The sequence below is a fragment of the Robbsia andropogonis genome, assembly GCF_000970345.1.
GTDB classification, from domain to species: domain Bacteria; phylum Pseudomonadota; class Gammaproteobacteria; order Burkholderiales; family Burkholderiaceae; genus Robbsia; species Robbsia andropogonis.
Map to the genome: position 1 here is coordinate 31,841 of NZ_LAQU01000009.1, position 13,144 is coordinate 44,984.

General features: G+C 60.5%; 9 protein-coding genes. 2 read left to right on the plus strand and 7 right to left on the minus strand.

The genetic code is table 11. From position 1 onward, the window contains the following. Positions 1-60 precede the first annotated feature (60 nt). Positions 61-1,323, plus strand: a complete 1,263-nt coding sequence (locus WM40_RS10715; protein ID WP_046152863.1) for an amidase family protein — start codon at positions 61-63, stop codon at positions 1,321-1,323. 134 nt (positions 1,324-1,457) lie between these two features. On the opposite strand, the gene WM40_RS10720 is transcribed toward WM40_RS10715, so the two are convergent. From WM40_RS10720 to WM40_RS10750, 7 genes are all read right to left on the minus strand, one after another. Beyond that, positions 1,458-3,008 (minus strand): ABC transporter substrate-binding protein, encoded by a 1,551-nt coding sequence (locus WM40_RS10720; RefSeq protein ID WP_052738272.1) that lies wholly within the window; start codon positions 3,006-3,008, stop codon positions 1,458-1,460. 118 nt (positions 3,009-3,126) lie between these two features. Continuing rightward, on the minus strand, positions 3,127-4,272 hold the full coding sequence (locus WM40_RS10725) for a porin (protein ID WP_176025944.1): 1,146 nt from the start codon (positions 4,270-4,272) through the stop codon (positions 3,127-3,129). Between the two features lie 560 nt (positions 4,273-4,832). Continuing rightward, entirely contained in the window at positions 4,833-5,555 is a 723-nt protein-coding gene (locus tag WM40_RS10730; RefSeq protein ID WP_024902283.1) for a GntR family transcriptional regulator, read from the minus strand. A gap of 79 nt (positions 5,556-5,634) precedes the next feature. Continuing rightward, on the minus strand, positions 5,635-7,551 hold the full coding sequence (locus WM40_RS10735; protein ID WP_046152864.1) for a dipeptide ABC transporter ATP-binding protein: 1,917 nt from the start codon (positions 7,549-7,551) through the stop codon (positions 5,635-5,637). After that, positions 7,548-8,609, minus strand: coding sequence for an ABC transporter permease (locus tag WM40_RS10740; RefSeq protein ID WP_236693468.1), 1,062 nt, complete (start codon positions 8,607-8,609; stop codon positions 7,548-7,550). The genes WM40_RS10735 and WM40_RS10740 overlap by 4 nt, the downstream gene beginning before the upstream one ends. A 15-nt stretch (positions 8,610-8,624) precedes the next feature. Next, a complete protein-coding gene (locus WM40_RS31345) occupies positions 8,625-11,180 on the minus strand; it encodes an FAD-linked oxidase C-terminal domain-containing protein (RefSeq protein WP_236693469.1) in 2,556 nt (851 codons plus the stop codon). Continuing rightward, positions 11,177-12,067: an HpcH/HpaI aldolase family protein gene (locus tag WM40_RS10750; protein ID WP_052738273.1), complete on the minus strand. Its 891-nt coding sequence runs from the start codon at positions 12,065-12,067 to the stop codon at positions 11,177-11,179. Before WM40_RS10750 ends, WM40_RS31345 begins: the two co-directional genes overlap by 4 nt. A 250-nt stretch (positions 12,068-12,317) precedes the next feature. Here WM40_RS10750 and WM40_RS10755 point away from each other — a divergent pair, with 250 nt between their 5' ends. Next, positions 12,318-13,052, plus strand: a complete 735-nt coding sequence (locus WM40_RS10755; protein WP_024902277.1) for an EthD family reductase — start codon at positions 12,318-12,320, stop codon at positions 13,050-13,052. Positions 13,053-13,144: the final 92 nt, after the last annotated feature.

Consider the following 13,144-nt stretch of genomic DNA (forward strand, 5'->3'; position numbering starts at 1 on the left):
ACGTGCTACTGCACGGCGCCGTCTCCCCACCGCGCCCAATACAGAAGAGTCAAAGACGCCATGAATGCATTCATTCGCCCTCTTGCGTTAGGAGATCTCGACGGTCCCTCACTCGCGATTGAAGACACGATCCCGGTCGCTGGCTTAAAGACGGTGCGAGCCGTGGATGCAATCTCCAGCATGGCCGGCAACGGTGTTACCAAGAGGCCAAATCAAGCGGCACGCGACGAGACGACCGACATCGCCACACGTCGCATTGTTCGTGTCTGTCATCGTGTGCACAGGCATGCACCGGCGGTTAGACGCGTACTGGACAATGGCTGGCATGCGGACACCCGCGTCGGGCATGCCGGCTTCGGCGCGGCGGCAGCGGTCTCGAATGCCTGGGTCCGGGGCGCGTTGGCGGCGGATTTCACCGGTGGGCTACGGGTCGGCGCGGCGCTACATGGTATCTTCGGGTTCAAACCCACGTATGCATCGCACGTCGGCCTGCCGATGTATTGCGTCGGCGCGCTCGCGCCTGATATGCAGGCGCTGGTCGACCTGGCGGCCGCCTTGGATGACCGATTTGACGAAACGCAAGCCATGCATCCCAGTGAGCCGATACGGGTTGCATGGCTCGCCAGCGATGATCAGCGCGGCGGCGCGCCTAGCGCCAGAGACAATGGCTATCTGGGCGCAAAAGATTGGTCGAAGGTGCAGGACCTGTTGATCGACGCCTGCCGACGCCACGCTTTGCAGGCACAGTCCACGCATCCCGAACCGCATTTCGATACGTACACCGGGGCGCCGGCCCGTAATCGCACGGTGCGTTTGTGCGGCATCGCGGAAGCGGCCGCGGCTGCCCGTTTGATCGCCCAATTCGCGGGTCGGGCCAATGAAGACAGCATCGATACTCCAACGCTCGTCGACATATCCGAAGCGCTGCATCAGGCGCGCACTTTCCGCCTTGCCGTTGACGAGGCCTTGACGCATGTCGACGTGTTGGCCCTTCCAACCCTACCGGCCGGAGACGGTAACATCGGTATTGATAGGCTAACCCGAGTCTTTAACCTCAGCGGCCATCCCGCGGTGACCCTGCCGTTGCCTTTCGACATGGCGGATGGCCGGCCCCACGCATTGCAGTTGATCGGTCGACATGGTGACGATGCTCGGCTATGTGGGGCGGCGCGCTGGTTCGACGACATGTTTGCCCGCCATCCCGCGGCGCAGTGGACCAATCGGAACCCGGCACGCGCGACGGGGAACCACGCTTTCACCGCGTACCGCACGCTTGCAGATCATATATCCGTGCCCGGTTGGCTCACCGCCCGGGCCGGTTGATCAAGGAACAGGCTGGCATTTATCTGCAACGCCTGTGCAATATCGCCACTCGCACGCCATGTCTCGCCCCTGGTTCCTGCACCGTCGCCACGCATCGCACGGTGCACTTGAAATGCGCCGTACGATCATAGCGACTACCCCTTTCGCTTATATTCAACCGGCAGGATATAACCGCTGTCGAACACGGTTACCTCGACGTTCGACCGATACGCGATAGTGGTGACAGCCTGCAGCAGCGGAACAACCCATGTCTCTTCTGAAGATTGCTTGTTCAGGTCGCGATATCCCTGCATCCGCTTTGCTTCGTCGGTTTCGGTCATCAGCGCATCTATCCGCGGTCCAAGCGCCGGATCTTTCCACGCCGAGAACCGTAGTCGTGGATCGAGCAGGCGACCCGTATAGTTTTCGGGATCTCCGGTTGCATTCGCCCAGCTGTAGAGCAGCACGCCAGGCATTTTCGTCGCCTGAATCTGCCCGATGACGTGCGCCATCGTCGTCTGCGTAAGCTCTGCTTCGATGCCCACTTTCTGCCACATACCGACAATCGCACGCGCCACGTCGTAGTCACTCGGGAACGTTCCGTTGGTCGTCAGGAACGGAACCTTGACGGGCTTGCTCGGACCATACCCGGACTTCGCCAGCGCCTCGATGGCTTTCTTCGGATCGTAAGGAAACGTAAAACCAGGCACGTCGGCCGGTGAACCCGGCACGGCGACGACCGACACAGGACGTGCCACTCCGCCGTAGAATGCCTTCGATAACGCTTGTGTATCGATGGCGTAATGCATTGCCTGCCGTACGTTGATATCGTCGAAGGGTTTGACATAGTTTGGCATCCGCAGCATATAGATTTCGCTATACGGATAGATCTTCGTCGTAATGCCTGGCATCTTCGACAGTCGCATCGTTTCACGCAACGGGATCTGCACCGCCACGCTCGCGCGGCCCGACTCGATTGCCGCAACACGCGCCGTCGGGTCCGGTGTGATCTGAATCGTTACATTCTTGATGGCCGGCGCGCCGCCCCAATACCTATCGAAGGCTTCCAGCACGATTCGTGAACCGCGTTCATAGCCGACGACTCGATAGGGACCCGCGCCTACCGGCTTCGCCTGGAAAGCTTCCGCCCCGACCTTTTCGATATAGGCCTTCGGAATGATATAGCCGGCCAGAAAAGCAAAATAAATGGGAGCCGTGGGCGTTGGACGGTTGTACACCATCACCGCCCGCGTGGAGGAAATGATTTCCACGTCCTGCAACGTGTTGAACATTCCGCCAACCGCCAATTTCTTATCCTGAGCCGGACGATCGTGCAGGCTGTATTTGAGATCGGCCGTGGTCAGTTTCGAACCGTCGTGAAACAGGATGTCGTCACGCAGTTCCACTTCCAGTCGCTGCGCGTTGTTGTCCTGCCATTTCCAGGACTTGATCTGGCGCGGCTGCAACACCAACTTCGGCGAATAGCGCAGTGGCGAATCAAATACGGTCGTGTAAATGGACTGCGCCTGCGGCACCGTCACCGCCGTGGGGTCCCATCCCGGCACGTCGGAAATATAGGCGATATTCAAGACGTCGCCAGCCGACGGTTGCTGTGCTCGGGCAAAATCCAGCGGCAACATGACGCCGCTCGCCAGCGTCGCGAGAAGCAGACTGCGACGACGTGCATCAATGTCAAACTTTTCCATCAATTCTCCCGCTGATCAAACACAATCAGTGCACTATGTGGATGAAGAAAACGCGGACGTGCACCCCGGTATGCTTCACCTCGGATGCCTCACGCGCGCGCAAGATGTCAGGCGTCGATCAGAACTTCGTGCGCAGGCCCACGCGCACGATGACCTGATTGACGCTGCTCGACGCGGCTTCCACCGGTGCCAACGCCGCAACGGTCGCATCGCCCGCGGCATGCATCCACGTCGATTGCAGATAGACGTCTGTACGCTTGGACAGGAAGTAATCCGCGATGCCGCCCAGGATGTGATACTTGGGCGTCGCGCCGGTCTGCGAGACGCTGCCTTGCGTATAGCTATAGGCCGCACCCAGTTGCAGTGCGGGCGTTACGTTGTATGCGGCGAGCAGTTCGCCGATATTGAAGGTAACGGAACCGCTGATGCGCGCACCCAGCGTGGGGTCCAACGAGGAAAATCGCGTGTTCGTGTAGACCGCGGCCACCTTGGCTTGACCGAAGACATATTGCGCCGAGATACCCGTCGAGCGATAGTGTTTGGCGGCAATGCCGTAATTGCCGTCGATCGGATTCGCGGACGTCCATACTCCCTCGCTTACGGCCGTTGCCGGATGGTCGATCGCCGTGTACGCGGCTGCCACGCTCAGCGGGCCATTGCCGTATTTGATGCCGAACGACTCGACCGCATTCGTACCCATCGCACCCGCCACGTTGCCGAAGCTATACAACCCTGCAAACGTAAATCCGGCAATGACCGGCGAGACGTAGCGCACGGCATTGTTTACACGGAAGTCGATACCCGTGTTGTCGAGGTCGCCCGCATGCGGTATCAGAATGCCCCAGTTGCCGTTTCCACCGTACGCGCCGACGTAATCGCCCATGAATTCATTCTGCCGACCCAACGTCAATGTACCGTATTGCTTGCTGGCCAAGCCTACATACGCCGCCCGGCCAAACATCCGCGAACCTTGCCCAAGCGCGCCGGTATCAACATTGAAGCCATTTTCCAGACGGAAGATAGCCGCCATGCCGCCACCCAGATCCTCGGTGCCCATCATGCCCCAGCGGCTACCCTGCGAAATACCGCTTTGCATCTGCCATGCGGAATGACCGCCCTGGTTGCTGGAGTACGTCAAGCCGTTATCGATGATGCCGTAAAGCGTGACATTGCTTTGTGCATGCACGGCGCCCGCACCCACCAAGGTGACGGAAGCCAGGGCAAAAGCGTGCAGGCGGGGCATGTTGATCAGGGGCGTCTTCACTGTTTTTCCCGTTATGGTCGGTCGCGTCGCGCGACAGTCTTTATTGATGAAATGCAGCATCGTTCCGTGGGGGCGTCGTCTGCGGCGCCAGAATATTCATCGCCAGAGCAGGCTCATAAAACATTCTGAATTCAGATTATTTGTCGAAAATTAGGACGTCAAGTAGTACATCAAATTGTTTAGGCATTTACGGGTAATCGATAAGAGAAAGATGTCGACGCCCGTGCGGGTAATCTCCTCCATTACATGAAATTCACTATAAAAACAGTATGAATTCTTGCTAAAACCAATCTTGACGGGTTGCGTTCATACGCAATGAAAGCCTCTCACCATGCTGGCTTATGGCATCGTGGATGTGAGCCGCCTTGTCCTCGCATCTAAAAAACAACGTCTTATTCGACTAAAGAAATTCAGTATTCCCTTGTTTTTTTCTTGAACGCCATCTCGAATGCGCTCCGGGACACGTTTCTTTACACGGGGCAACTCGCGGGACCCGAGCCTAGCCGGCTCGGCTCGGCTCGCTAGCGTCGTCTAGACAGAAGGGAAAATGGTGTAACCGTTTAACGCAACAGTGCCTGCGCATTGCGCGCGGCATCATTTTCCTCGGTAGTGAGGAAATATTGGCGTTCCGCATCGTCGATAAAAGCCAGTACCGCGGCGCGCGCTTGCACCGTATCCCTATCGTTGAATGCCTTCAGGATGGCTTGCAGCCCATCGGCGATCAGCTTCATCGTACCGGGCTTCTGCATCGTCACCCGCCGCACTTGCTGAGAATGATCGGACCACCGCAGGATGGTGCTTTTCAGTCGCGAATTCGTTACACCCTCCAGCCAGATGCCGCGAAACGCGACATTCGCTTCGGACATCAACGCGACATCGGCACGTTCATAAGCGCGTCGCGCATCGCGACACGCAGTGGCCAATCCGGCGCGTTGCACATCGTGCAAGACCGGAATCGTCGAGGCGACGGCACTTGGTTCGAGCAAACGCCGCACTTCGAATATCTCACGCACATCCTCGGCGCTGAGCACCGGTGTCATGAAACCCCGCGTGGAGCCTACCAGATAACCTTCGTTGACAAGGCGCAATAACGCCTGCCGTACCGGCATGCGGGTGCAGTCGAATTCCTTCGCGATCTCGTAGTCCAGCACACGGTCGTCCGGGCTGATCTGGCCACGTTGCAAGCGTCGCAAGATTTCCTGGTACACCGTTTCCATTAACGTGGTCTGCCGCAGCGCCGAGCGCTTCGGTTGCTTGACGTTCGCCGTGTCGGCGCCTGCCATGTTGCTCTCCTCAGTGAACCTGACCGACGATTATAGCCATGTCCGCACCCGCACTTCGCACTACCCGCAGCGCATACCGTCAGGCAGCCACCACCTCAGCCGTTCCCTGCATCGCGGCCATGCCATCCACTTCGTCTTCCTCCGGTGGCCACTTCGCGTCAGGGCGGTCACTGGGAACCGCCGCGACCAACGCCTTCGTATAGGGGTGCCGCGGCGCGGTGAATACAGTCTCGGTCGGCCCTTCCTCGACGACTTCCCCGCGCCGCATCACCAGCACGCGACTGCACAGATACCGCACGACAGCGAGATCGTGCGATATCAACAGCAAGGCGATACCGCGTTCACGCCCCAATGCCAGCAGGAGATTCAGGATCTGGGCCTGCACCGAGACGTCGAGCCCCGAGACAATTTCGTCGGCCACGATCAGTTGTGGCGCAGCACAGAGCGCCCGACCGATATTGACCCGCTGCTTCTGGCCCCCGGACAACTGCGAGGGAAAACGATATAACGTATCCGCAGGCAAACCAACGTCTCGATGCACCCGCATCGCGTTCGCCGTGCGCTGCGCCGCTTCCTGCCTGGGCAGGCCCGCGGCCTCCAGGGCCTGCGTCAACAGCGCATCCACTCGTCGTCGCGGGTTCAACGCCGATTGCGGATCCTGGAAAATGATCTGCACCTGCTCCCGTGCTTTCCGGATGGTCTGCGCGGTGCCATGCGTCATATCCTGGCCACCGATGAATACGCGGCCGCTCGTCGGTTGCTCGATTCCCATCAACAGGCGCGCGACCGAGGTCTTCCCACTGCCGCTTTCACCGACAATGCCGACGAATTCGCCCGGATGGATTTTCAACGACAGCGGCTTCACCGCATCGAATTGGGTGACCGTGCGTCCGATCAAACCAGTCCGCGTGCGATAGGTCAGCGCCGCCTCGCACAGCTCCGCCACCGGCATGACGCCGGTCTGCACGGCTGGCACCGACAACGGCACCACCGCCAGTGCCCCGTCCGGCGTGAACTCACACGCTTCACTGCAAGACACGCGATGCCCATTCGACGCCACGCGCAGGACGCGCTCTTCACTGCATGCCGCGTCCCCCACTCCACAGCGCGATGCAAAACGGCAACCCGTGATGCCCGCAAGCGCGGACAGCCCCGGCATCTGCTTCGGCAACACTGGTAGCCGCCGGCGCGGGCCGTTCAGGTCCGGTGTCGCGTATTTCAGCGCACGCGTGTAGGGGTGACGTGGATTGTCGAGGACATCGCGCGCCGGGCCCACCTCGACGAGGTCGCCGGCGTACATCACGGCAACATCGTCGCAGACGTGCGCGGCAAGGCGGAGATCATGGGTGATCAACAATACGGCCGTGCCGTGCTCGCGTTGCTGCGTGGCAAGCAGGCGCATCACCCGTGTCTGCGTGATCACATCCAGAGCGGTGGTCGGTTCATCGGCGATTAGCAGCGCGGGATTGCTGGCAAACGCCATGGCGATCAGCACACGTTGACATTGGCCACCCGACAACTGATGCGGATAGCGCTTGAGCATCTGCTCCGGGACGGGCAATTCGACGGCGGCCAACGCGTCCCGGGCCATCTGCCGGCGCTGCGCCGACGGCACGCCGATATGCGCCAGGTGCTCGGCAAACGTATCACCAATCGTCAGCAAGGGATCGAGCGCGGTCAACGGCTCTTGCGGAACAAACGCGATTTGGCGTCCCAGCAACGCGCGGCGCTCACGCGGACGCATTGCCAGCATGTCCCGCCCCGCGAAGTGCATCGTGCCCTCGGTCACATCGAAGCGTGGCGGCAGCAAGCCGGAGATCAACCGGGCGAGCATGCTTTTCCCCGCGCCGGATTCACCGACGATCCCCAGGACACGTCCCGGCGCAATCTGCAGCGTTAACTTGCACAAGGCGGCCACCGGAGTGCCACCCAACCGCGCGGTAAGGCTGACCTCCCGCAGATCCAATACCGCGTCACGCGTTACAGGCATCGTCATGCTTCCTCTCCGCGTCCGCGCATGCGCGGGTCCAACGCGACACGCAGCCCGTCGCCCAGCAGATTACATCCGAGCACCGTTATCACGATCGCCAGCACGGGAAATACAAGACCGCTCATCTGCTCATGCATCGAGATACGTGCATCGGCGATCATCACGCCCCATGCCGTCACATTGGCGGGCACGCTCAAGCCGATAAAGCTGAGCAAGGCCTCCACGGTGATCGCCACACCCATTTCGAGCGACATCAAGGTAATGATCAACGGCAACGCAGCCGGCAGGATCTCGCGCAGCATGATGCGCATATGCGTGAAGTTCAGTAACTGCGCCGCCAGCACGTAATCGCGTTGCCGTACAACCATGACTTCGGCACGCACGACGCGGCAAAAACGCGTCCAGTCCACGAGCACGATCGACAAAATGACGTTCTGGATGCCAACGCCCAGGCTGACCATCAGCACGAGCGACAGCACGACCGGTGGAAAAGACATCCAGAGATCCACCAGATAACTGATCACACGATCCACCTTGCCGCCAAAATAGCCTGCCAGGATGGCGAGGGTGCTGCCGACCAGCGCCGCGCCGATGGATGCGACGATGGCCACCATCAACGCCACGCGGGCACCGTAGAGAAGCCGGGAGAGCACATCGCGGCCCAGGCTGTCGGTGCCAAGCGGAAACGCCGCGTCGCCGTCCGCGGTCCATGCTGGCGGCGTCAGCATGTGCAACAGATCCTGGTCGAGCGGATCATGTGGCGCGATCAACGGCGCGAAAATCGCGCAGACCACGACGAACAGCACGATGGCGCCACCAATCCACAGGTTGAAGCCACGTATCCGATGCAGCCACGCGTGCTTGCGTTCCGAGGCTCGCGGCCCCTCGACCCGTCCGGTCGGTGCCGGTACGCCCTTCCCGGACGGTGCGCTGTCGACGTCGGCACCGACAGCGTCGGGGGGGATCGACGACGGCTGCGTCGACTTCAGCGCAGACGGCGTGTGCGCAACCGGGGTAGGGCCTTCTTGCATGGTCGGATTGGGACGCAGAGGGGTACTGTTCATCGAGATCTCGGACACTCAGGCGCGCTTGCGTAGACGCGGATTCATCATCAGGTAAAGCGCGTCGACCACCGCGTTGATCACCAGCATCAGCACGCAGAACACCATCGCGATACCTTGGATCAGCGGTAGATCGTTCGCTCGAACCGCTTGGATCATCAGGTTGCCGATTCCCGGAAAGCCGAAGATCATCTCCACCAGCAACGCACCGCCGAACAGAAAACCAAACTGAACACCGATCATCGTCAATGCAGGCAGCGCCGCGTTCTTCAACATATGGCCCCATAAGATGCGTTGCTCGCTGACGCCGCGCAGCCGCAAGACCCCGACATACGATTCGTTACGCTGATCCAGCAAGCTTGATCGCAAGACGCGAATCACCAAGGGCGCGAAACCGAAAGCCAGCGACAGCGATGGCAATACGAGATGCTGAGCCGCACTCCACCATGCACGCGGATTGGCCTGCAACAGGAAATCAATCAGTAGAAAGCCCGTTGTGTGGGGCATTGGCAAACCATCTCCCAGTCGCCCCGAAAACGGCAGGATCGGAAGATATACGCCGAGCAGCGCGATCAACAACAATGCCCACAGGAACGACGGCACGGACTGCATTACCACCACGCCGACGCTGACCGGGGCCTCTCCCCGGCCACCGGTCACCGAGTACGCCAGGACCCCACCCGGAATACTGATAAGCAGCGATACCAAGAGCGCCGTCAAACAGAGCTCCAACGTGGCCGGCAGCGTCGCGCTGATCAGGGTGCTGACCGGCTGCTGGAACGAAATGGACGACCCCATGTCGCCGTGGACGGCGCGCCAAAGCCAGATACCGAATTGATTCGGGATGGGTTGATCGAGCCCCAATTGGTGGCGTAGCGCCGCGGCGTCGGCCGGCGTTGCGTTTGGCGGCAGCATCATCCCAAGGGGATCGGCCGGAATCAGGCGCAGCACGACGAAGACGATCAGTGCCAGCGCGATCAACGTCGGAATGGCGGACATCAAGCGGCGTGACAACACCGAGGTGACGAGCGTCAGCATGAAGCACCTCCCGATGTTGCCGCGGATGTACCGCTTTCCGGCAGCGCGATGACCTTGCCGGGGTTTAAGTATATTGCGCGGATCGATGGCGCGCTTGATGGCGAGCATCGCGGCCATGGCGCCCGCATCCCGTGTATGGCCGAGATAGCCGCGCTTCTTCCTCCCGATCCCGTGCTCCGCGGACACGGCCCCGCGCCAACGACGCGTGATGTCGTAGACCATGGCATCCACCGCCTGCTCCAATCCGGGCGGTGGCGCCGGATGATGCGCGATCAAATGCAGGTTGCCGTCGCCAAGATGGCCGTAGAACAGCGTCGTGATGTCTGGCCAGCGCATCTGCAATGCCGCCGCGCATTCCGCCGCCACTGCTTCCAGATCCACGATGGGAAAACTGATATCGAAGCCGATGAGACCGGGCATCAGCACCGGAAATTCCGCGGTCGCGTCCCGTACGCGCCATAACGCCACGGCGTCCGATGTCGACGCCGCCAACACCGCGTCCTCGATGACGCCCTCGTCCATCAATGCGGCAAGCAAGACCTCGACATCCTCCGCATGACGCTCTGGGTCCGTGCCCTCGCTTTCCAACAGCACGTGAAACGCATGTGCGCCGTGCAACGGCGCCTTGAGGCCCGATACCCGCGTCGTGACAAAATCGTAATAGCTCGGCCACATGACTTCAAAGGCGGATACGCCGCCGCTCAGGTGCGACCGTGCGCGCGCCAGCAAAGTGGTCACCGCCGCGAAGCTCGGCAAGCCGCACCAGGCAGTGGCAATCGCACGCGGACGCGGTGCAAGCCGTAGCACGGCGCGCGTAATGACGGCCAGCGTACCTTCACTGCCGATCAGCAGCTGCTTCAAGTCGTAGCCGCTGTTGTTCTTCACCATCTTGTGCAGATCGGAGACGATGGTGCCATCGGCGAACACGGCCTCCAGACCCAGCACGCTTTCGCGCGCCATGCCGTATTTAATGACACGGTTTCCACCGGCGTTGGTCGCGAGGTTGCCGCCTATCGTGCAACTGCCACGCGCGCCAAGATCAAGCGGCATCAACATGCCGGCCGCCTCCGCCGCCTCCTGGACACGTTGCAAGATCGCGCCAGCCTGTACCTGAATCGTGGCGGATACCGTATCTATTTCCTCGATGGCTTGCATCCGCTCGAGGCTCAGCGCCACTTCACCGCCCAGGATATTCGCCCCACCCGCCAGGCCGCTTAACCCCCCCTGCGTCACTACTTTCTGATCATGTGCATGGCAAAACGCCAACATCCTGGACAAGCTGTCCACCGAGCGAGGCCTTAATACCGCGATGGGCGCGACACCGTGCGTATCGCTCCAATCCCGAAAACGTCGGCTTCCGAGCGCACTGCCCGACGTCACTTCATCCACGCCGAAAGCGTTGATCAATATGTCGGAAAAAGCCGCGGTACCGGCATGCGCCTGCATCGCGGCATCCAACGGGGTTGACGCACCATCCAACCGTTCACGTCCTGCACCGGGAAAAACCGCCACCGTGGTCTTGTCAACATGCGTCATCGCAACGCTCCAGCGGCGTCTGTGGCGTCGCGCGCATCCTGCATCGCCGCGCACGCCTGGGACATGCCCTTGCGCGCGGCATCGATATCACTGCACGCGACGACCCAGTCGAAACCCGCACGCCATTTGGCCACAGCATCATCGAGGCGTGTCGTAAAAATACCGCATGGCTTGCCATGGGCATGGGCGGCGCGAAGCACCCGCAGGCAATCCGCTTCAACGCGCGACTGCAGTTCCGGCCGATCACCCTGATCGAGATCGCGATAGTCGCCATGCGACATCGCCAGATCGCCGGTACCGATAAAGAGATAGCCGAGCCCCGACACCGCGGCAATGGCCTCGACATTCTCGACACCGTACCGGGTTTCGATCATTGCTCCCACCGAAGACCACACGCCATCGTCACGCATCATCCGCGTGCCCCCCAGCAGCGGTCGCACACCGCCTGCCGAGCGCGTGCCGACCGGCGGATACCGCGATGCACGGACTGCGGCCTCGGCCTGTTCGATGGTCTCGACCATTGGCACCAGCACCGAACACGCGCCCGCATCCAGTGCCTCCGAAATCGCCCCCGGCGTATAGTCCGCGACGCGGACGACCACGGGCACGCGATGGCGCGCGATACCGACGGCCGCCTCCAGCGCCGTCCGCTCCCATAGCCCGTGCTGACGATCGAGAACGATGCAATCCGGATGTGCGGTCAATCCGATTTCCACCATGGCGGCACTACCGAGCATGAACCAGGCGCATGAGATCGGGCGCATCAACGGGGTAAGCGCGGCGCCTGCCCCCGCCGTGCCGCCTGCCGACAAAACGGTCCCGCCGACGGGCATCAGATCAAACAACTGTTGAAGCGACATCGGAGGCCGCATCACATCGCTGTGCATCGACAACTTCCTGTATTGACCATGCCTCACCGCATGCCGCGTGCAAGCGCGAACAGGTTGGCCTAAGCACAGTGCCATCCATTTGAAATATACATTCTGAATTCAGATTATTCGCATCAAAATCCAGCGTCAAGTCTTTCCCTGCGTTTTTAGCGGATCGAACGCACGCAAGACAATACCCCCGACATGGAAAACATTCTGAATTCCGTTTACTATCACTCTCGTTATTTCACTGATCACGGAGAAGGCAATGCAATGCTGCTTGTTCCTGGAGGCGCGACCAAGTACCGATTCCAACGGCGCGACCACTGTCATGGATGCCACGGCGTTGCATCGCGCGGTTTCGGAAATATCCGGCGGCGTGCCGGGTTTGCTGAAACTGATTGTGCACACGCCGGTGCAAGGCGGCGCGAATGATCCTTATCTTCACAACGAGATACCCCCTGCATGCACACTGCAATGGTATTTCGATGACCTCGACCGCCTGGAAGCGGCATGTCGCGACGGTGGTCCGATTGCGACCATACTGAAGCGAGCAGGCACATTCGGTCTCGATGGACATGCATGGGTCCAGCAGACGATGGCCGTCCGGCGTTATGGCGTACCCGAACCGGCAACCGGCAACACGGCCCCCGGTGCACCGGCACAATGCACTTATATGGTCAGCTATGAGGGACCAGCCGACGATATGAACGCCTGGCTGCGGCATTACATCGACAGCCATCCGCCGATCATGGCCCGCTTCCCAGGTATCCGCGAGATCGAGATCTACTCGCGCATGGACAGTTGCAATACCTTGGACGTGGCCTTTGTCACGCCGATGCAGCGAAACAAGGTTGTCTTCGATTCACCAGCGGCGCTCGATGCGGCGCTGGCCTCGCCGGTGCGTCATCAGATGCGAGCCGACTTCAAAGAATTTCCGCCCTATCAAGGCGCAAATCACCACTTCCCGATGCACAGTGTGGGGCGTGTCTACAGCGCGTGATTTTTAGATGCTGCTGCAGCGCGCCATGAATCCCCTTCAATGCCGGTATTTTTGTGAACCATTTGACCCTGCCTTTTCAGCCCTCTATTGTC